Genomic DNA, 20,503 nt, shown 5'->3' on the forward strand with positions numbered 1-20,503 from the left:
CCCCGGCCCCTACGGCTTCCCGTGCGGGTGGACCACCATCGCCGAGCCGCCGCCCCGGCGGCTGGTCTCGGCCGCTGCCAGCCAGCGCCCGTCCGGCAGCCGCTGCACGCCGGTGGCCGCGCCGATCTCCGGGTTCTGCCGGAAGCCCTGGCCGATCGCCTCCAGCTGGGCGCGCAGCGGGCTGTTCCACAGGCCCGGCTCCAGCTCGGTGGTGGTCTGGTTGCGCTGGCTGGCCCGCGGCGCGGCGATCGCGTCGACCAGCGGCAGACCCCGGTCCAGGTGGCCGATCAGGGTCTGCAGCACAGTGGTGATGATGGTGGCGCCGCCCGGGGAGCCCACCGCGAGCACCGGGCGGCCGTCCTCCAGCACGATCGTCGGGGACATGGAGGAGCGCGGCCGCTTGCCGGGGCCGGGCAGGTTCGGGTCCGGGACCCCGGGCGCGGCCGGGGCGAAGGAGAAGTCGGTCAGCTCGTTGTTGAGCAGGAAGCCGCGTCCGGGAACGGTGATGGCGCTCCCGCCCGTGGACTCGATGGTCAGGGTGTACGAGACCACGTTGCCCCAGCGGTCGGCGGCCGTCAGGTGCGTGGTGTTCTCCCCTTCGTACGTGGTCGGGGCGGCCTGACCGGAGCCGCCGCAGGCCACCGGGCGGCGCGGGTCGCCGGGGGCCAGCGGGCTGGTCAGCGTACGGTCCGGTGCGATCAGGCAGCCGCGCGAGTCGGCGAACCGCTGCGACAGCAGCTCGCGCGTGGGCACGTCCACCGCTGCCGGGTCGCCGACCCAGCGGCCCCGGTCGGCGAAAGAGATCCGCGAGGCCTCGATGAAGCGGTGCAGGTACTGCGTCTCGGACAGCTTCGAGAGGTCGGTCCGCTCCAGGATGTTCAGCGCCTCGCCGACCGTGGTGCCGCCGGAGGAGGAGGGAGCCATGCTGAAGACGTCCAGGCCCCGGTAGTTCACCCGGGTCGGGTCCTGCCGCTTGGTCGCGTACGCGCGCAGGTCGGCGGTGGTCAGGTCGCCGGGGCGGACCTTGCGGGTGGCCGCCGGGTCCACCGGGGGTGTGCGCACGGCCCGGACGATGTCCTCGGCGAGGGGTCCGCGGTAGAGGGCGCCGGTCCCCTTGCGGCCGAGTTCGGCGTAGGTGGCGGCCAGGTCGGGGTTCTTGAAGGTGGAGCCGACCACCGGCAGGGCGCCGCCGGGCAGGAAGAGCTTCGAGGTCGCCGGGAAGTCCTTGAAGCGGTCCTGGTTGAGCTCGGTCTGGGCCCGGAAGGTGCCGTCCACCGTGAAGCCCTCGCGGGCCAGTTTCTCGGCGGGTTTCAGCAGCTTGTCGAGCGGGCGGGAGCCCCAGGCGTCGAGGGCGCTCCTCCAGGTGGCGGGGGTGCCGGGCACGCCGACGCCAAGGCCGCTGGTCTGGCCCTCCGCGAAGGGGATGGGGAGGCCGTTCTCCTGGAAGAGGGTCTCGGTGGCCGTGGCGGGGGCGGTCTCGCGGCCGTCGATCGTGTGCACCCGGCGCGAGCGGGCGTCGTAGTAGACGAAGTAGCCGCCTCCGCCGATGCCCGCCGAATAGGGCTCGGTCACCCCGAGCGCGGCAGCGGTGGCGATCGCCGCGTCCACGGCGTTGCCGCCGGAGCGCAGGACGGCGATGCCCGCGGCGCTGGCGTCGGCGTCGACGCTGGCGACGGCCCCGCCGTAGCCGGCGGCGACCGGCACCTTGGCCGGTGGGGCGGCCGTGGTGGGCGGGGCCGCGGCCCCGGTGGAGACGAGCGCCCCGGCGAGGGCGACGAGCGCTAACTGACGTGCGGCGGGGACGCGCATCCGGTTCCTCCGGTCGACTGCCTGTCAGGTCTGGTTCGCGCAGCGTAACTTCACCGCACCCCCCGCGTCAGGAAGGCGGCCCGGCCGCTACCATCCGCCGCATGAACGACGACGTGCGCAACATCGTGCTCGGGGTGATGGCCACCGCGGTCAGCGGCGGTTTCGGCTGGTTCGCCCGGACCTATCTGTGGCGCCGTACGCTGCGCCGCAAGCAGGCGTTCTTCGGGCTGCCGGCCGGCGCCGAGTGCCTGTTCGTGGTCAACCGGCAGATGGGCGGCAAGGAATCGTCGGTGCACCGCAACGACGCGTTCGCGCTGCTGGAGATCTCCGCGCTGATCAAGGACTGCGGCGCTAACGTCCAGATCGTCACCCACGACGAGGCGCGCCAGGGCTTCGGCGACCGCGCCGAGTTCTGCGTCGGCGGCCCGACGTCCAACACCCGTACGGTGGCGCACCTGGCCTCGATGCTGCCGGGAGTACGGGTGAACGTCGACGCCCAGGAGCACGTGGACCGGGGCGCGATACAGGTGGGCGGCGAGAGCTACCGGTGGGCCCAGGGGCAGGTGGAGTACGTGCTGCTGGCCAGACTGACGGGCGCACAGGGCGGCCGTCCCGTCTTCCTGCTCTCCGGGCAGACGGCGGTCAGCAACCAGGCCGCCGCCCGCTATCTCGCCCGCCACCACGAGCGGCTGGCCCGCACGTACGGGAAGGATCCTTTCTGCTTGGTGCTGAAGGTGGTCAACTCCGATGCCTACGGCCCCGATGTGACCGAGCTCGCGGCCGATGTCACCCGGGCCGCCCTGACACCCGAACCGGCAGCCGTGTGATCCCGTTGATGAAGTTGGAGACCAGCCGGCGCGGCGGTCCCGCCAGTTCCGGCGCGGGCATGGCCGCGCACCACTCCTCGTAGAGGATCCGCAGCTGGAGCCGGGCGAAGTGGGCGCCGAGGCAGACGTGCGGGCCGTCCCCGAAGGAGACGTGCGGGTTGGGCGTCCGTGCCAGGTCGAGGCGCCCGGGGTCGGCGAAGACGCGCTCGTCGTGGTTGGCGGACGCGTGGAAGACCACCACCTTGTCGCCGGCGCGGATGGACCGCCCGGCCAGTTCGGTGTCGACGGCGGCCGTGCGGCGGAAGCTGAGCACCGGCGGGTGGACGCGCAGGAGTTCGTCGACGGCCCGGTCGAACGGGACGGATCCGTCCGCGAGCCGGCGGTAGGCGTCCGGGGCCCCGGCCAGTGCGAGCAGGCCGCCGGGGGCGGCGCTGCGTACGGTGTCGTTGCCCGCGACGGTGAGCAGGAAGAAGAACATCTCCAGTTCGGCCGGGTCGAGCCCGGCCCCGGCGAGGGCGGTCAGCACGTCGTCGCCGGGGTGGGTGCGCTTGTGGTCGGCCAGTTCGCGGGCGTACGCGAACATCTCGCCGAGCAGGGCCGGGGAGCGCGGGTTGAGCGGGGTGCCGTCCGGGCCGAGGAGCGGCACCGGGGCGTCGTCGGGGTCCTGGTACCCGATGATCCGTACGGTCCACTCCAGCAGCAGGGCCCGGTCGGCGGCCGGGACGCCCAGCAGGTCGGTGAGGTTCAGCAGGGCGTACTCGTCGGTGACGGCGCGTACGAGGTCGGCGGCGCCGTCCTCGGCGTCCTGACGGGCGGCGGCGAGCAGGGCGCGGGCGCGCTCCCGTACCCGTCCGGCGAAGGCGTCGACGCGGGCGGGGGTGAAGGCGCGGGACACCAGCCGCCGCAGCCGGCCGTGCTCGGGCGGGTCCTGGTTGAGCATGGTGCGGCGCAGGAACGGCAGGTCGGCCGGGTCGGGGTCACGGATCTGGGTGGCGCCCAGCCAGGAGGAGTACGTGCGGTGGTCGCGCAGGACCCGTACGACGTCGGCGTGCCGGGTGACGGCCCAGAAGCCGGGGCCGGCGGGCCAGCCCGAGATCTCCGGCTCCGCCTGCCAGGCCACGGGGTGCCGCTCGCGCAGCAGCCGGTAGCGCTCGTGCGGGATGCCGGCGGCGTAGATCCGGGGGTCGAAGACGTCGGGGACGTCTGCGGCGTGGTCCATGGGGCCACCGTGACGGGTGCGCGGCCCTGACCGCAAGGTCGCGGTCGGGGCCGCGGTCATGGTCGCGGTCAGGGGGTGCTGCGCCCGTCAGCGCTTCAGGTCGCATTCGGCCGGGGCGAGGGTGGTGTCGCTGCCCTGCAGGGTGACGGGGTTGAGGGTGTCCTTCTTGGCGGAGATGCCGATGGTGCACACGAGCTGCATGCGGGCCAGTGGCGAGAGGTCGCCCACGGCGAACGGCACCTTGACCGTCATCCCCGCGTGCGGGCTCGGGCTCACCGCGAGCTTCTCCGGCCCCGAACCGGCCGGCAGCTGGGGCAGCCCCGTTTTGAGTCCGGCCTCGCCGGCCCGGCCGCGGGGGCCTTCCAGCAGCAGGTGCAACAGCACCGCGGGATTGAGGTCGTAGCCCGCCAGGAAGCTGAACGGGGCCGGGACGAGCCGGTCGCCCTCCTTGGAGAGGAAGTAGAGATAGGTGTTGTTCTTGCCGTCGGCGACCTTGACGGTGGCGGCGTGGCCGCTGTCGATCACCCCGCTGCGTTTGATCCCGCATCCGGTGAGCAGGAGGGCGCAGCTCACCAGCGCCGCCGCGGCCGCGGCCGACCGGGACCTCGTCCTCGTCCTGCGCCCTGTCATCCGTGGGCCTCCAGCGGCATGTCGAGGGTGAAGACCGCTCCCCCGGCGGGCCCGTTGGCCGCGCGGAGGGTTCCGCCGTGCAGGCGGACGTTCTCCAGGGTGATGGCGAGGCCGAGACCGCTGCCGGCCGAACGGGTCCTGGCCGCGTCGGCCTTGAAGAAGCGGTCGAAGATGTGCGGCAGCACCTCGGGGGCGATGCCGGGTCCGCTGTCGGCGACGTCGATCAGCAGCCGTTCGCCGTCCGCGCCCGGTGCGGTCCGTACGGTGATGCGTACGGGGGCGCTGCCGTGCCGCAGGGCGTTGCCGACGAGGTTGGCGAGGACGACGTCGAAGCGGCGCGGGTCGAGCCGGGCGCGCACCTGGTCCGGCAGTTCGGCGACGACGCGGTCGTCGACCCAGTGGCGGCGTTCCAGGGTCTTGCGGACGGCTTCGGCGATGTCCACGTCGTCGAGGTTGAGCTCGGCGGCCCGGGCGTCGAAGCGGGAGATCTCCATGAGGTCCTCGACGAGGACGGCGAGCTTGCCCGTCTCGGTGCTGACCAGGCGCAGGGCCTTGGCGGTGTCGGCGTCGAGGCGTTCGGCGTCCTCGTCGAGGACCTCGGTGACGGCGAGCATCCCGGCGAGGGGGGTGCGCAGTTCGTGGGAGACGTCGGAGGCGAAGCGGCGGGCGCGGATCTCCGCGTCCTGGAGCTCGCGCACGGACTGTTCCAGGGCGCGTGCGGTCTCGTTGAAGGTGCGGGCGAGTCCGGCGAGCTCGTCGGCGCCCCGGACCTCGATCCGGGTGTCGAGGCGGCCGCGGCCGAGGTGCTGGGCGGCCCGGCGCATGTCGCGGACCGGCCGCAGCACGCTGCGGGCGGCCAGCAGCGCGGGCACGATGGCGATGGCCAGTCCGGGGACGGCGCCCTGCTTGGCGGCGTCGACCATGGCCTCCACGGTCTGCTTCTCGGTGGAGAGCGGGACGCTGGCGTAGAAGACGGCTCCGGTGGATTCGGTGAAGCCGTTGTGCTCGAAGAGGGCGGGGACGCCGATGGTGAGCCACGGGTTGCCGCGCGCGTCCTCGACCCGCTGGAAGGCGGTGTAGTCGTGGCGGCGGACCTTCTCGCGCAGGTTGTCGGTGATCACGCTGGAGGTCGGCGTGTCGGGGTTGGTCGAGACCCGCACGCTGCCGTACTCGCCGAAGATGATCCACGGGTGCGGTTTGCCGCGCTTGCCGAGGTCGATGACGATGCGCTGGAGCTCCTGCTGGTCCAGCGGAAGACGGAACTCCTGCTGCTCGACCTGGTCCCGCAGGGTGCTGATGGCGGTGTCCTGGGTCTGCTTGAGGATCGCGTTGCGCGCCTGCTGGTAGGTGAGGGCGGCGGTGGTCACCGCGCTGATCGCGGCGACCAGCAGGAAGGCCGCGATCAGTCGGGTGCGCAGGCCCAGCGGCGCGATGCGTCTCACGGTCGCCTACAGGGGACCGAAGCGGTAGCCGAAGCCGCGCACGGTCTGTATGTAGCGGGGGCTCGCGTCGGGGTCCTCGACCTTGGTGCGCAGCCGGCGCACGCAGGCGTCCACGAGCCGGGCGTCGGCGTGGTAGCTGTGGTCCCAGACGTATTCGAGGAGTTGCTGGCGGGAGAAGACCTGCTCGGGCGAGGCCGACAGGTGCAGCAGGAGCTTGATCTCGCTGGGGGCGAGGGGCACGCGCTCGCCGTTCTTGGCGACGCTCAGCCCGGCGCGGTCGATGGTCAGCTCACCGTGGTGCTCGACCCCGGAGCGGGTGCCCACGGGGTCGCTGAGCCGGCGCAGTACGGCTTTGATGCGGGCCTCGATGACCTCGGTGCGGGCGGGTTTGACGATGTAGTCGTCGGCGCCGGCCTCCAGGCCGACGACGACGTCGAAGTCGTCACCGCGGGCGGTGAGCATGATGATCGGCACCTGGCTGGTCTCGCGGATGCGGCGGCAGACCTGGACCCCGTTGATCCCCGGCAGCATCAGGTCGAGCAGGACGAGCTCGGGGCGGAAGCCGCCCATCAGCGCCAACCCTTCCTCGCCGGTCTCGGCTGAACTCACGTCGTGGCCCCGGCGGCGCAGGCCGAGGCCGACCCCCTCGCGGATGGAAGGGTCGTCCTCGATCAGCAGTACGCGTGGCATCCGGTCAGTATCCCAAAGGTGTTGCGGGGGCTTTCCTCAGCGGCCGATCCTGCGCCACAGGGAGTTCAGCATGTCGGTGATCTCCGTCAGGCGCAGCGGCCCGGCGAGGATGACGACGACGACGGCCAGGGCGACGGTTCCCGCCCCGAGCGCGGCGAAGTCGCCGAACGGGTCGGCGGCACGGGCGGCCGCGTACCCGGCGGCGGCCGCCGGTGCGCAGGCGACGAGCAGCCGCAGGTGGGTCCGTAGGGCGGTCGCGCGCCGCTCCGTACGGGTGCCCGCGCGCGGGCCGAGCCGGCGGGCGAGGGCGTACGCGGTGACGGCGGCGCCCGCGAGGAAGGCGACGGAGGAGGCCGCGGCCATGCCGGTGACGGCCCAGCGCGGGGACAGCAGGAAGTAGGCGGCGGCGGACAGTCCGGCGGTGAGGGCGGCGATGACCAGGTTGAGGAAGAAGGGGGTCCGGGTGTCGGAGAGGGCGTAGAAGCCGCGCGAGAGGACGTACTGCGCGGAGTAGGCGATCAGGCCGGGCGCGAAGGCGATGAGGATGCCCGCCATGACCTCGATGTCGGCGGCGCCGATGCGGCCGTACTCGAAGACGCTGCCCATCACCCAGGGGGCGAGGGCGGCGAAGAGCGCGGCGGCGGGTACGACGAGGGCGGCGCTGGAGCGCAGGGCGTAGGAGATGTCGCGGCGTACGGCGCCGAGGTCGCCCTCGGTGGCGGCCGCGCTCATCCGTGGCATCAGGGCGGTCACGAGGGAGACGGTGATGATGCCCTGGGGGACGATCCACAGCTGGTAGGCGTTGCTGTAGGCGGTGTAGCCGGCGCCGCCCGCGAGTCCGGCATCCACGGCGTGCTGTTCGGTGGCGGTGGAGAGCCGGGTGACGACCCAGTAGGCGATCTGGTTGGTGAGGACGAGCATGACCAGCCAGCCCGCGTTGCGCAGCGGGCGGCCGAGGCCGCTGCCGCGCCAGTCGAAGCGGGGGCGCCAGCGGAAGCGGGCGGCGCGCAGCGAGGGGACGAGGGCGAGGGCCTGGATGACGATGCCGAGGGTGGTGCCGAGGCCCAGGAGCCGCGTCTCGGCGGCGGTGAGGCCGGCCGCACCTCCTTGACTGCCCTGGGAGACCACGAGGAAGAGTCCGAAGACGCCGATGATGACGAGGTTGTTGAGGACCGGGGTCCACATCATCGCGCCGAACCGGCCGCGCGCGTTCAGCACCTGCCCGAGCAGGGTGAAGAGTCCGTAGAAGAGGATCTGCGGCAGGCAGTAGCGGGCCAGGGCCACGGTGGTGCTCGCCTGGGCGCCGTCGTAGTCGGTGTAGACCGAGACGATCAGCGGGGCGGCGAAGACGGCGACGGTGGTGAGCGCCACGAGGGCGACGGTGCAGGCGGTGAGCAGCCGGTCGGTGTAGGCGGTTCCGCCGTCCGCGTGCTCCTTGGCGGCCCGGACCAGCTCGGGTACGAAGACGGCGTTGAGCGCGCCTCCGATGAGCAGGATGTAGATGATGTTCGGGACGGTGTTGGCGACGGCGTAGCCGTCGGCGAGGAGGCTGGCGCCCAGCGCCGCGACGACGACGGCGGAGCGGATGAATCCGGTGGCCCGGGAGACGATCGATCCGGCGGCCATGAGCGCGCCGCTGCGCAGCACCGAGGTCTTCCCGGACGGCGCGTCGGCGGCGTCCGGGGTGGCGGCCCCGCTGCTGTCGGTGCCGGTGCGGGTGCCGCTCTCGGTGTCGGTGGCCGTCACCGGCGGGCCAGGTAGGCCTGGAACGCCTTGTAGAGCGCCGCGTTGGCGACTCCGTCCATCGGTATCTCCCACTCTCCGAGCGTTTCGACGACCTGTCCGCCGGTGCCGAGCTTCCAGCGCAGCAGTCCGAACGAGCGTTCGTCGGGGTCGAGGGTGGAGGGTACCCCGCGCATGTCGTATTCCTCCGCTCCGAGGGCGTGTGCGTCGCACATCATGCGCCACTGCAGGGCGTTGCTGGGCCGTACCTCGCGGCGGTGGTCGGCGGAGGCGCCCGTCTGGTACCAGACCCGGTTCCCGGCGGTGATCATCGTGTGGGCGGCGAGGATCTCCCCCCGGTGGACGCCCAGGTAGAGCCGCATGCGGCCGGGCTGTTCCTCGTTCAGGACCCGGTACTGCTGCTCGTAGTACGCGAGGGAGCGGCCGAGGCGGAAGCCGTCGCGCTCCTCGGTGATGCTCAGCAGCCGGTAGAACTCGGGCAGGTCGGCGTAGGTGCCGATGACCGTCTCCACGCCGGCCTTCGTGGCCTTGCGCACGTTGCGCCGCCATTCCTGGTTGAGACCCGACCACACCTCGTCGAGGGTGCGGCCGGCCAGCGGCACGCGGAAGACGTGGCGGGGCTGGGCATCGCCGTCGTCCTCGCCGCCGCACCGCTTCCAGCCGCGGGTGCGCAGCCGGTCGGCGAGGGCGGCGCCCACCGGGTCGACCTCGGTGGCGAGCACGTCGGAGATCTGCCGTCCGGGCCCGGTCGCGGCCTTGGCGGTGGCCGCGTCCCAGCGACGGTAGGCGGGGGTGGGGCCGATGCGGACGGCGAAGGCGCCGGAGGCGCGCAGGTGGCGCAGGAGCGGGTTCAGCCAGCGGTCGACCTGCGGGTCGGACCAGTCGACGACGGGCCCTTCGGGGAGATAGGCGAAGTATTTCCGCGTGCCGGGGAATTGCCGGTAGAGAACGAGTCCGGCTCCCTGAATCTCACCTTCCGGATAGTGCCATCCGACCCTTTCCGAGCGCCAGAGGTCCTTTACCCGCGCCCAGGACGGGTACTGGAGAAAACTCGCGCCTCCGTGCCAGTGGAGGAAGGTCTGGTATTCGGTGACGGACAGGGCGCGCACCCGGAGCTGCCCGTCCTGGTCATGGTCCTGCTGGGCGGGGTTCACGAGCAGTGCACACACGGCAGACAGCCTTCCTGTTCGTCCTGACGGTCTCTCACAGGACTCTCACAGCGGACCGTGACCGAACTGCGCGGCGTTTGTGACCGGATGATGACCGTTTCGCTGCGGTCCACGTCACAAGCGGGAGGACGAGCTTTTCTGCCGAATGCGGAACCTAAAGTCGCCTCGTTCGCATCTCCTTTTGCGAACGTTCATCGCCACCACTACTCGAAGGGGCCCTTCGTTGAGCCGTATACGCCGCACCGCCATGGCGGGCACCGCACTGCTGGCCGCCTCGCTCACCGCCTGTTCGGGCGGGAGCGACGGTGGCGGCGACGACAAGGGCAAGACCGAGCTGAAGCCGAAGACGGCCATGGCGGTCTCGGTGAACCTCACGGGCGATCAGGTCAAGGCGGGCCAGCCGGTGACGGTGACCGTCGCCGAGGGCAAGTTGGCCCAGGTGAAGGTGACCGACGCCAAGGGCGCGGAGCTGCCGGGGAAGATATCCGACGACGGGAAGACCTGGACCTCGGAGCGCAACGCCCCGCCCGGTGCGGAGTACAAGGTCGAGGCGCAGAACACCGAGAGCCAGAGCGCCACCACGCAGTTCAAGACCGGCCCCGCCGACAAGGTGAACAAGGTCGCGATCAACATCTCCAAGGGCAGCACGGTGGGCGTGGCGATGCCGGTGTCCCTCGTCTTCGACAACCCGGTGACGAACAAGGCCGAGGTGGAGAAGCAGCTCAAGGTCACCACCTCGGACAACACCGAGGGCTCCTGGGGCTGGATCAAGGACTACGACGGCAAGGACCGCGTCGACTGGCGGCCCAAGGACTACTGGAAGTCCGGCACGGACGTGAAGGTCGACATGCACCTGAACGGCGTGGACTCCGGCAAGGGCGGCGGGCTGTTCGCCCGCGACTACAACACCGAGTTCAAGATCGGCAAGGACCGCCGGATCCAGGTCAGCCTCGACACGAAGAAGATGTCGGTGACCCAGGACGGCCAGGCGCTCAAGACGGTCCCGATCTCGGCCGGCACTCCCGGCGGCAAGAAGGCCTCCTGGTCCGGGAAGATGGTGATCATGTCGAAGGAGGGCACCATCCGGATGGACTCCCAGACGGTGGGCCTGGACAACGCCTACAACAAGATGGTCGATTACTCGATGCGTCTGACCTGGTCCGGCATGTACGCGCACGCCGCGCCGTGGAACGAGGGCAACTTCGGCCGCGCCAACAGCAGTTCCGGCTGCGTGGGCATGAGCGACGCCAACGCCAAGGAGTTCTTCGGAGAGTCCCAGATCGGCGACGCCTTCGAGGTGGTCGGCGAAGGTTCGAAGGGCAACGCCGACATCGGCAACGGCTACGGCGAGTGGAACCTGACGTGGGACCAGTGGAAGGCCAAGAGCGCCCTGTCCGGCGCCCCGCAGAACGGCTGACGGCCGCGCCGCAGTTCGTCCACCGCGGTCGGTCCACCGTGACCGCCCAATCGTTACCGGCACGTAACTTACCCACGGGTTACTTTCGGTAACGCGCTCCCGTTACCGTCGGGTCACTTTGACGACCCCGGCGTACGCGTGAGGAGCGAGGGATGCGACGCACCACCACCGCCGCGGCCGTGGCGACCCTACTGGCGGCAACCGCCCTGGGCCTGGCCCCGCACCAGGCCCAGGCGGCTCCGGCCGCCACCGTGACAGCCGCCGACGACGCCTCCTCGCAGATCCGCTTCCACGACATCCCCGGCTCCGGCGGGGTCACCCTCAAGGGCAACGTCTTCACCCCGGCCGGGGCCTCGAGCGGCCGGACCTACCCGCTGATCGTGCTCCCCACCAGCTGGGGCCTGCCACAGGTCGAGTACGTCGCCCAGGCCAAGAAGCTCGCCGACTCCGGTTACGTCGTGGTCAGTTACACCTCCCGCGGCTTCTGGCTCTCCGGCGGCAGCATCGAGGTGGCCGGCCCGCCGGACATCGCCGACGTCAGCGCCGTCATCGACTGGGCCCTCGCCAACTCCCCCGCCGACGCGGACCGCATCGGCCTCGGCGGGGTCTCGTACGCCGCCGGCATCACCCTGCTGGCCTCCGCGCACGACCCGCGCATCAAGGCCGTGGTCGCGATGAGCGGCTGGGCCGACCTCATCGACTCCATCTACTCCGGCCGCACCCAGCACCTCCAGGCCGCCGCGATGCTCGGCGCCGCCGGATACCTCACCGGCCGCCCCGGACCCGAACTCAAGACGCTCCTCGGCAACTTCCTCGGCTCCCGGCTGGACCAGGAGCAGCAGATGATCGAGTGGGGCAAGAAGCGTTCGGCCTCCGAACAGGTGGACCGGATCAACGCCAACGGCGCCGCGATCATGCTCGGCAACGCCTGGGGCGACACCATCTTCCCGCCCAACCAGTACGCGAAGTTCTACGAGCGGCTGACCGGCCCCAAGCGCCTGGAGTTCCGGCCCGGGGACCACGCCACCGCCGAGGGCACGGGCCTGCTGGGGCTGCCCAACGACACCTGGACCAACGCGCACCGCTGGTTCGACCGCTACCTCAAGGGCGAGCGCAACGGCATCGACACCGAGGCCCCGGTGCAGATCAAGTCCCGTAGCGACGACGGGTACGAGGGCTACGCCGACTGGAAGTCGGTCGGCTCCGGGGGCACCGAGAGGCTGGCGCTCTCCGACGGCGAGCACCTCTTCGCCAACGTCGACTCCGGCGCCAACGGCGGCGTCCTCCTCCTCTCCAGCGCCCTCGACCAGTTCGTGAAGGCGCCGCCGATCGCCTCCGTCCCGCTCCTGCCCCGGGCCTTCGCGGCCGTCTGGCAGTCGCAGCGCTACGACGAGGCGCGCCGGATCCGCGGCACCGTGGAGCTGCACACCACCGTCACCCCCACCAAGGGCGACGGCACCTTCGTCGCGTACCTCTACGACGTGGGCCCGCTCGGCATCGGCAAGCTCGTCAGCAACGCCCCGTACACCTTCCACGGGAAGGCTCCCGGCCGGGCCTTCGGCGTGGACCTGGAGCTGTTCTCCACCGCCTACGACGTCCCGGCCGGCCACCGGCTCGCCCTCGTCATCGACACCGTCGACCCGCTCTACATCGAGCACAACCCCCTCGGCGCGCAGCTGACCTTCTCCTCGCCGCGCACCGATCCCAGCTACGTGTCGGTGCCGCTGCGCGAGCAGTGACCGTCAGTGCTTGAGGATCTTGGAGAGGAAGTCCTTGGCCCGGTCGCTCTCGGGGGCGGTGAAGAACTGCTCCGGGGTGCGGTCCTCGATGATCTGCCCGTCGGCCATGAAGACCACGCGGTTCGCGGCGGAGCGGGCGAAGCCCATCTCGTGGGTGACCACGACCATGGTCATGCCCTCGCGGGCGAGCTGCCGCATGACCTCCAGCACCTCGTTGATCATCTCCGGGTCGAGCGCGGAGGTGGGCTCGTCGAAGAGCAGGGCCTTGGGGTCCATGGCGAGGGCGCGGGCGATCGCCACGCGCTGCTGCTGACCGCCGGAGAGCTGGGCCGGGAACTTCTCGGCCTGGTCGGCCAGGCCGACCCGCTCCAGGAGCTCCCGGGAGCGCCGGTCCGCCTCGCCCCGCTTGCGGCCGCGGACCTTGACCTGCGCGAGCGAGACGTTGGCGCGGACCGTCTTGTGCGCGAACAGGTTGAAGGACTGGAAGACCATCCCCACCTCGGCGCGCAGCCGGGCCAGCTCCTTGCCCTCGGCGGGCAGCGCCTCCCCGTCGATCCGGATCGTGCCCGACTCGACGGTCTCCAGTCGGTTGATCGCGCGGCACAGGGTGGACTTCCCGGAGCCGGAGGGGCCGATGACCACCACCACCTCACCGCGGCCGACGGTGAGGTTGATGTCCCGCAGTACGTGCAGCGCACCGAAGTGCTTGTTGACGTCCCGCAGCTCGATCAACGGTTCGACGGCCATCTGCTGCCCTGCCCACGTGTCGGAGTCGGTCTCGGTGTCGGCCCCGGTGTGCCGGGGTCAGCGCAAACTATCCGGCTCCGGAAGGGCACTTCGCACGCGGGGGGAGCCGCGACACGCCGGGGCGTCAGCCCTCGGACGCCTCGGCGTACGCCTGGCTGAGCTCGGGGGATCCCGTCATCGCCCAGGACAGGCCCGACTCGATCACGTTCAGCTCCCGGCCCGAGGCCAGCCGGATCACCGGCTGGCCGTTGGGCCACACCCGCCACGCGGCTCCCGGAACGGTCCGGATGATCACGGTCCCGAGGTAGAAGCCGGCGTCGTTGCCGAGCCAGGGCACCGCCTCGGGGTCCCGCCGCCAGCGCGGCATCAGCTGGTCCAGGGCCTCCAACGAGCCCTGGCTCTCGTCGAGTTCGAGCCCGGCCGCCCTCGCCTGGACGCGCAGCATCTCGCACTCCGAGAACAACTCGGCGACGCCCTCGGGGTCGTCCGCGAGGGCGGCGGCGAGTCCCGTGCCCTGTTCCGTTTCGCGTCGGTTCAGCCAGTTGCCCAGGAAAGGGATGTTCATACCGCCCAGCGTCGCACCAGGATCCGCCCCTGACCACAGGGCGCGCCTGGATCCGTCGGCCCGGATGGCACCGGCTACCGGCTACCGGGCGAGGTCGAGGTCCACGACGACGGGAGCGTGGTCGGACGCGCCCTTGCCCTTGCGCTCCTCGCGGTCGACGTAGGAGTCGGTGACGGCCTTGGTGAAGGGCTCGTTGCCGTAGACCAGGTCGATGCGCATGCCCTTGTTCTTGGGGAAGGCGAGCATCCGGTAGTCCCAGAAGGTGTAGGGACGGTCGTACTTCAGCGCGCGCGGGAACACGTCCGAGAGTCCTGCGGCGCGCAGCGCCTCCAGGGCGGCCCGTTCGGCGGGGGTGACATGGGTGAGGCCCGCGAAGACGGCCGGGTCGTAGACGTCCTCGTCGGTCGGGGCCACGTTGAAGTCGCCGAGCACCGCGAACGGCCGCGGACCGGCCGCGTCCTCGGCGACGGCCGTGGTCAGGGCGCGGAACCAGTCCAGCTTGTAGCCGTAGTGGTCGTGCTCGACCTCGCGCCCGTTGGGCACGTACACCGACCAGACCCGGACTCCGCCGCAGGTGGCGGAGATCGCGCGGGGCTCCTGGACGCCCTCGTAGTCGGGCCCGCCGGGCAGCCCTAGGACCACGTCCTCCAGGCCGACCTTGGAGAGCAGGGCCACGCCGTTCCAGCGGCCGGTGGCATTGACCGCCGACTCGTAGCCGAGCTCGCGCAGCGCGTCGTGCGGGAACTGCTCCGCCGAGCACTTGGTCTCCTGGATGCACAGGACATCCGTGCCGGAGCTCTCCAGCCAGGCCAGCAGGCGCGGCAGCCGGGCGGTGATGGAGTTGACGTTGAAGGTGGCGATACGCATACGTGCCAACCTACCGCCCGGCACCGACAGTCACAGTTCGGCGGAGTCCCCCGCGGTGAGTCGCCCGTGGTCGGTGCCCCCGAGGGCGCCGAGGGCGTGGTCGTAGATCGGCCGGGCGATGTCGGAGAGGTAGGCGTCGTGGATGTCCAGGGCCCGGCGCGGCTTGACCTCGCGGAGGTAGTCGATCACCTCGGAGACCTTGTTCCAGGGGGCGTGCACCGGGACCATCAGGGTCTCGACGGGGACACCGGGCACGGTCAGCGCGTCCCCGGGGTGGAAGAGGGAACCTTCGACGAGGTAGCCGACGTTCGTGACGCGCGGGATGTCCGGGTGGATCACGGCGTGCAGCTCCCCGTGGACCTGGACCTCGAACCCGGCCGCGGTGAAGGCGTCGCCGTGGCCGACGGTGTGCACCCGGCCCGGATAGGCGGGGGCGAGCTTCTCGGCGACGCTGCGCAGGGTCCACAGCTCCACCGCCGGATCGGCGTCGAGGGCGGCCCGCAGCCGGCCCTCCTCGAAGTGGTCGGGGTGTTCGTGCGTGACCAGCAGGGCGTCCGCCCCCCGTCCCGCGTCCGGTTCGCTGAAGGCGCCCGGGTCGATGACGAGCGTGCGCCCGTCCTTCTCCAACTGGACGCAGGAATGCAGCCGCTTGGTGAGCTTCATGATCCCAGGCTAGCGGGCACCGGGGCGGGTCACGGGGTGGTGGAGGAGACGACGTAGACCTTGGAGACCTTGGGATCGGTGAGGTCGACGGTGACGTCCCGGGTGGGCCGCGGGTCGTCCTGTTCGAGGGTGGTGCCCAGCCACGAGGTCTCCGGCTTCCAGTGCCAGCCGGCGATCGAGGTGTCGTGCGCGGAGACCGAGACCCCGGGGGTCAGGTCCTCGCGGCTGATGCCGAGGGAGGACAGGAAGCCGTCCAGTTCGGGCGGGGTGACCGCGAACTGGACGTACAGCCGGCTGGTGCGCCAGTTGTTGGTCTCCAGGAACCCGACGCGCCAGGCCTTGTCCGGGACGGGGACCTCGTAGATGCTGCGCTGCACCTTGGAGGGCCAGCCGGGGCGCACCTTGGACGCGCCGATCTTGGCGGCCTTGTCGCGGCCGCTCTCGCGGCTCTGCTGGGTGGAGATCGCCAGGTAGCCCGCGGGTACGCCGACCAGCAGCAGGATGATGATCGCGGTGATCCAGCGGCGCTTGACGACGTGCCTGCGGTCCTCGACGGCGGGCGCCGGGGTGCCTTCGACGTCGGGAGCGGAGGCCTGGTGGGGCAGGGTGGGCGGGGTCACTGTTTTTCCTGGTCCTCGGGGACTGCGGGGTCGCGCCGACCCAGCTGCTGCGCGTAGCGCTCGTACCGCTCGTAGCGCTCGACCCGGCGGCGGGTGGCGCGGCGGAAGCGGCGGGCGACGAGCCGGGCGAGGTCGGCGGCGCCGACCATGCCCGCCTCGGGTCCGAGCTGGGCCTTGGCGATACGGGCTTCGGGGCGGTAGCCGCGACCGGTGAGGTGGCGGCGGAAGGCGTCCCGGGCCGGGCCGATCAGCAGGTCGTCTGCGGCGCTGACCCCGCCGCCGATGACGAAGCAGGACGGGTCGAGGGCGGCGGCGAGGTTGGCGATGCCGACGCCCAGCCACTGGCCGATGTCCTGGAGCAGTTCGACGCACATGGCGTCGCCCTCGCGGGCCAGCTCGGTGATCAGCGGTCCGGTGATCTCGGAGACGTTGCCGCCGACCCGGGCGATGATGTTGTACGCGACCGGCGAGTCGGCGGCGGCCAGCTCGCGGGCCTCGCGGACCAGGGCGTTCCCGGAGCTGTACTGCTCCCAGCAGCCGCGGTTGCCGCAGGGGCAGCGGTGGCCGCCGGGGACGACCTGCATGTGGCCGAATTCGCCCGCGACCCCGTACCGGCCTCGCTTGACCTGGCCGCCTTCGAGGATGGCCCCGCCGATTCCGGTGCCGAGCGTGATCATGACGAGGTGGTCCTCGCCGCGTCCGGCGCCGAAGCGCCATTCCGCCCAGGCGGCGGTGTTGGCGTCGTTGTCGACCATGACCGGGACCGCGAGCCGGGACTGGAGCGCGTCGCGCAGGGGCTCGTCGCGCCAGGCCAGGTGGGGTGCGAACAGCACGCGGGAGCGGTCGGCGTCGACCCAGCCGGCCGCCCCGATGCCGACCGCGTGCACGTCGTGCCGGTCGGAGAGGTCCAGCACCAGCTCGACGATGGTGTCCTCGACGACCTTGGGGCTCTTGGACTTGTCCGGGGTCTCCGTGCGGATCTTCTCCAGGATGATCCCGTCGGCGTCGACGACGCCGGCCATCACCTTGGTGCCGCCGATGTCGATGCCGACCGTGGGGACGCGCGGGGCCGTCAGGTGCGACCGGCGCTCGCGGGTCCCGATGGTCCGCAGGACGGTGCCTCGCGCCGACCCCCGGTGGGTGAGCGTGAAGTCCCGGTACGTGCTCATCGAGTCGTGTCGTCCCTCTTGGGTGCGGTGGTTCGGGGGGTCCGGTCGGCCTCGTCGGCCGGACCGCTCCGACCGGCTGCGCCGTCCGTCGCGGCCGTGGCGCGTGGGGCGCCTTCCCCCGATTCTGCCACTCGCTCCAGTTCGTGGCTCAGCTCCTCCAGCTCGGAGCCGCCCGCCATCTGCCGGGTGAGCTCGTCGAGCGTGATCGAGTCGCGGGTGTGGCTGCCCGCCATGGTGCCGCGCTTGAGGAGGACGAAACGGTCGCCGACCAGGTACGCGTGGTGCGGGTTGTGGGTGATCAGGACCACGCCGAGGCCCGCGTCCCGGGCGGCGGCGACGTACTTGAGGACCACTCCGGACTGCTTGACGCCGAGGGCCGCGGTGGGCTCGTCGAGCACGAGGACCTTCGCTCCGAAGTACACGGCCCGGGCGATGGCCACGCACTGGCGCTCACCACCGGACAGGGTGCCGATGGGCTGGTCCACGTCGCGCAGGTCGATGCCCATGCGCAGCAGCTCGGTACGGGTGGTCTCGCGCATGAGCTCCACGTCGAGGCGGCGGAGGGGGCCTCGGCCCTTGGTGGGCTCGGAGCCGAGGAAGAAGTTCCGCCAGACGGGCATGAGCGGGACGACGGCGAGGTCCTGGTAGACGGTGGCGATGCCGTGGTCGAGGGCCGCCCGGGGGTTGGCGAGCACGGTCTCCTCCCCCTCGATCTCGAAGGTGCCGGCGTCGTGCCGGTGCAGCCCAGCGATGATCTTGATGAGGGTGGACTTGCCGGCGCCGTTGTCGCCGAGGACACAGGTGATCTCGCCCGCCGAGACCTCCAGGGAGACCCCTTGGAGTGCGCGGATGTTCCCGTAGTACTTGCTGACGTCGGTCAGCTTCACCAGGGCGGTGGCCGCTCCGGGCGCGGTCGCGGTCTTTCCGGTCGTACTCACTTGGTCGCCTCCGCCCGCTTGCGGACCCATGCGTTGAGCAGCGTGGCCAGCAGGAGCATCGCGCCGAGGAAGAACTTGAACCAGTCCGGATTCCACTGGGCGTACACGATGCCGTTGCTTGTCATGCCGAAGATGAAGGCGCCGACCGCCGAACCGATGGCGGAGCCGTAGCCGCCGGTCATCAGACAGCCGCCGATGACGGCCGCGATGATGTAGAGGAACTCGTTGCCCACGCCCTCGCCCGACTGGACCACGTCGAACGAGAAGAGGATGTGCTGTCCGGAGATCCAGGCGCACAGGGCGACGCCCATGTAGAGGCCGATACGGGTCTTCACGACGGGCACGCCGGTGGCGCGGGCAGCGTCGGCCCCGCCGCCCACGGCGAAGATCCAGTTGCCGGCGCGGGTGCGCAGCAGGATCCAGGTGGCGACGGCGACGATGGCGAACCACCACAGGACGGTGACCTTGAGGGTGACCGAGCCGATGGTCCACTGCGAGGCGAAGAGGGCGCGGGCGGAGGAGAAGCCCTCCATGTCGGCGATGGTCTTGGTGGAGACCGTGCCGCTGATCAGTTTGGTGAAGCCGAGGTTCAGGCCGGTCAGCATCAGGAAGGTGCCGAGCGTGATGATGAAGCTGGGCAGCTTCGTGCGGGTCAGCATGAACCCGTTGAAGAAGCCGATGGCCAGGGTGACCAGCAGGGACACGCCGACGCCGACCCAGACGTTGGCGGTCATCTGGTAGCTGAACATCGAGCTGACCAGCGCCGAGGTCGTGACCATGACGCCCGCGGACAGGTCGAACTCGCCGCCGATCATCAGCAGGGCCACCGGGGCGGCCATGATCCCGATGGTGGAGGCCGAGTACAGGATCGTGCTGAGGCTGGAGGCCTGCAGGAAGGTGGGTGCGGCGATGGAGAAGAAGACGAAGACGGCGACGGCGCCGACCACCGAGCCCAGCTCGGGGCGGGCGAGCAGCTTGCGCAGGGTGGAGGTGGGGGCGAGCCGTTCGTCGCGCCCCTGGACGGGTGCGGCCGCGCTCATCGGCTGCCCCGCTTGATGTACTCCTCCAGCTTGCCCGCCTCGTCAGCGGTCACGATCTGCGGTCCGGTGAGCACGGGGCGGCCGCCGCCGAGGACGTTCGCGTTGTAGCGGTAGAGCCAGAGCAGGTCGATGGCCTCGTAGCCCTGCAAGTAGGGCTGCTGGTCGACGGCGAAGCCGAGGGCTCCGGACTTCAGGTCGCGGGCGACCGATTCGTTGAGGTCGAAGGTGTCCACCTCGGCCTTGCTGCCCGCCGCCTCCTTCGCCTTGACCGCGGTGGGCGCGAAGGGTGCGCCGAGGGTGACGATGGCGTCGACGGAGGGGTCGGCCTGCAGCTGGGCCTGGATCGCCGCCTGGACGGAGGGCATGTTGGTGCCCTCGACGTACAGGTTCTCCATCGTCCCGGAGAAGGTCTTCTTCGCACCGGCGCAGCGCTGCTCGTGGCCGACGTTGCCCTGCTCGTGCAGGACGCAGACGGCCTTCTTGCGGCCGCGCTCGTTCAGCTCGGTGCCGACGGCCTCGCCCGCGATCTCCTCGTCCTGGCCGATGTGGGTCAGCGCCCCGTACGCGGCGGACTGGGCGGAGCCGGAGTTGACCGTGATCACCGGGATGCCGGCCTTGACGGCCTTGGCGAGGACGTCCTTGAGGGCCTCGGGCTTGGCCAGGCTGACGACGATCCCGTCGACCTTCTGGTCGATGGCGTTCTGCACGAACTGCGCCTGTTGCTGCGCCTGGTCGTCGTGGACGTAGACGAAGTTGATGTTGTCCTTCGCCGCGGCCTCCTTGGCGCCCTTCTGCACGATGTCCCAGAAGGTGTCGCCGTCGCCCGCGTGCGTGATCATCGCGAAGGTCCAGCGCGGGGTGGAGACGGCCGGCCGGCCCGCCGCGGCGGCCTTCGCGCGCTCCTCGGCGCGCTTGCCGCCCGTACTGCTGCAGCCCGCGAGCGAGGCCCCCAGTACCGCCGCGAGCACGGCGCCCACGACGCGTACCCCTGTCCGAACCCTAGCCACGTCGCCGCGCCCTTCCCTCGTCACCAATTCGGTCCGTCGTCGAGCCGGTCGTCGGTCCGGTCAACAATCCGGTCGTCAAGCCGGTCGCCAATCCGGTCATTCCGGCTCCATTCCGGTCCAGCCGTTCAGTATCCGCCACAGTCGACCATGAAGGGTCATCGGGGCAGGCACGGGCAGGTTGACATGCGCGGGCGGATTGACA

Annotated in this window: 19 protein-coding genes; 3 read left to right on the forward strand and 16 right to left on the reverse strand. The window is 71.2% G+C overall.

What is annotated here, in order from left to right; all coding sequences use genetic code 11:
• Nucleotides 1-9: 9 nt before the first annotated feature.
• The gene (ggt, locus tag OG386_RS10935) at nt 10-1,809 is read right to left on the reverse strand and encodes a gamma-glutamyltransferase (protein ID WP_328787976.1); all 1,800 of its coding nucleotides are present in this window, start codon (nt 1,807-1,809) and stop codon (nt 10-12) included.
• 101 nt (nt 1,810-1,910) lie between these two features.
• Between ggt and OG386_RS10940 the strand changes: the two genes are divergently transcribed.
• A complete protein-coding gene (locus OG386_RS10940; protein WP_328787977.1) occupies nt 1,911-2,636 on the forward strand; it encodes a hypothetical protein in 726 nt (241 codons plus the stop codon).
• Here OG386_RS10940 and OG386_RS10945 read toward each other — a convergent pair.
• From OG386_RS10945 to OG386_RS10970, 6 genes are all read right to left on the reverse strand, one after another.
• Complete coding sequence (locus tag OG386_RS10945; RefSeq protein WP_328787978.1) at nt 2,596-3,855, reverse strand: cytochrome P450; 1,260 nt, start codon at nt 3,853-3,855, stop codon at nt 2,596-2,598. The genes OG386_RS10940 and OG386_RS10945 overlap by 41 nt on opposite strands.
• A gap of 87 nt (nt 3,856-3,942) precedes the next feature.
• A complete protein-coding gene (locus OG386_RS10950; RefSeq protein ID WP_328787979.1) occupies nt 3,943-4,485 on the reverse strand; it encodes a hypothetical protein in 543 nt (180 codons plus the stop codon).
• Nucleotides 4,482-5,927, reverse strand: a complete 1,446-nt coding sequence (locus tag OG386_RS10955) for an ATP-binding protein (RefSeq protein WP_328787980.1) — start codon at nt 5,925-5,927, stop codon at nt 4,482-4,484. The genes OG386_RS10950 and OG386_RS10955 overlap by 4 nt, the downstream gene beginning before the upstream one ends.
• A gap of 6 nt (nt 5,928-5,933) precedes the next feature.
• Nucleotides 5,934-6,617 carry a response regulator gene (locus tag OG386_RS10960; RefSeq protein WP_030013401.1) on the reverse strand — a complete coding sequence of 228 codons (684 nt, stop codon included), beginning with the start codon at nt 6,615-6,617 and terminating at the stop codon, nt 5,934-5,936.
• A gap of 36 nt (nt 6,618-6,653) precedes the next feature.
• A complete protein-coding gene (gene murJ / locus OG386_RS10965; RefSeq protein WP_328793215.1) occupies nt 6,654-8,264 on the reverse strand; it encodes a murein biosynthesis integral membrane protein MurJ in 1,611 nt (536 codons plus the stop codon).
• Nucleotides 8,265-8,359: 95 nt separating this feature from the next.
• A complete protein-coding gene (locus tag OG386_RS10970; protein ID WP_328793216.1) occupies nt 8,360-9,469 on the reverse strand; it encodes a lipid II:glycine glycyltransferase FemX in 1,110 nt (369 codons plus the stop codon).
• Between the two features lie 307 nt (nt 9,470-9,776).
• Here OG386_RS10970 and OG386_RS10975 point away from each other — a divergent pair, with 307 nt between their 5' ends.
• Together OG386_RS10975 and OG386_RS10980 are read left to right on the forward strand one after the other, a co-directional pair.
• A complete protein-coding gene (locus OG386_RS10975; protein WP_328793217.1) occupies nt 9,777-10,946 on the forward strand; it encodes a L,D-transpeptidase in 1,170 nt (389 codons plus the stop codon).
• Between the two features lie 152 nt (nt 10,947-11,098).
• Nucleotides 11,099-12,685, forward strand: coding sequence for a CocE/NonD family hydrolase (locus OG386_RS10980; RefSeq protein ID WP_328787981.1), 1,587 nt, complete (start codon nt 11,099-11,101; stop codon nt 12,683-12,685).
• A gap of 3 nt (nt 12,686-12,688) precedes the next feature.
• On the opposite strand, the gene OG386_RS10985 is transcribed toward OG386_RS10980, so the two are convergent.
• The 9 genes from OG386_RS10985 to OG386_RS11025 form a co-directional block, all read right to left on the reverse strand.
• Nucleotides 12,689-13,432 (reverse strand): amino acid ABC transporter ATP-binding protein, encoded by a 744-nt coding sequence (locus tag OG386_RS10985; protein WP_328787982.1) that lies wholly within the window; start codon nt 13,430-13,432, stop codon nt 12,689-12,691.
• 124 nt (nt 13,433-13,556) lie between these two features.
• Nucleotides 13,557-13,997, reverse strand: a complete 441-nt coding sequence (locus tag OG386_RS10990; protein WP_328787983.1) for a DUF6278 family protein — start codon at nt 13,995-13,997, stop codon at nt 13,557-13,559.
• A gap of 81 nt (nt 13,998-14,078) precedes the next feature.
• Nucleotides 14,079-14,864 (reverse strand): exodeoxyribonuclease III, encoded by a 786-nt coding sequence (locus OG386_RS10995; RefSeq protein WP_328787984.1) that lies wholly within the window; start codon nt 14,862-14,864, stop codon nt 14,079-14,081.
• A gap of 30 nt (nt 14,865-14,894) precedes the next feature.
• On the reverse strand, nt 14,895-15,527 hold the full coding sequence (locus tag OG386_RS11000) for an MBL fold metallo-hydrolase (protein WP_327382417.1): 633 nt from the start codon (nt 15,525-15,527) through the stop codon (nt 14,895-14,897).
• Nucleotides 15,528-15,556: 29 nt separating this feature from the next.
• Entirely contained in the window at nt 15,557-16,147 is a 591-nt protein-coding gene (locus tag OG386_RS11005) for a hypothetical protein (RefSeq protein WP_328787985.1), read from the reverse strand.
• Entirely contained in the window at nt 16,144-17,316 is a 1,173-nt protein-coding gene (locus OG386_RS11010) for an ROK family glucokinase (protein ID WP_327382419.1), read from the reverse strand. Before OG386_RS11010 ends, OG386_RS11005 begins: the two co-directional genes overlap by 4 nt.
• Nucleotides 17,313-18,284, reverse strand: coding sequence for an ATP-binding cassette domain-containing protein (locus OG386_RS11015; RefSeq protein ID WP_327382420.1), 972 nt, complete (start codon nt 18,282-18,284; stop codon nt 17,313-17,315). The genes OG386_RS11010 and OG386_RS11015 overlap by 4 nt, the downstream gene beginning before the upstream one ends.
• On the reverse strand, nt 18,251-19,294 hold the full coding sequence (locus OG386_RS11020) for an ABC transporter permease (protein ID WP_328787986.1): 1,044 nt from the start codon (nt 19,292-19,294) through the stop codon (nt 18,251-18,253). Before OG386_RS11020 ends, OG386_RS11015 begins: the two co-directional genes overlap by 34 nt.
• Nucleotides 19,291-20,301: a substrate-binding domain-containing protein gene (locus OG386_RS11025; RefSeq protein ID WP_443053161.1), complete on the reverse strand. Its 1,011-nt coding sequence runs from the start codon at nt 20,299-20,301 to the stop codon at nt 19,291-19,293. The genes OG386_RS11020 and OG386_RS11025 overlap by 4 nt, the downstream gene beginning before the upstream one ends.
• Nucleotides 20,302-20,503 lie beyond the last annotated feature (202 nt).

The sequence above is a fragment of the Streptomyces sp. NBC_00273 genome, assembly GCF_036178145.1.
In the GTDB taxonomy this organism is placed as follows: domain Bacteria; phylum Actinomycetota; class Actinomycetes; order Streptomycetales; family Streptomycetaceae; genus Streptomyces.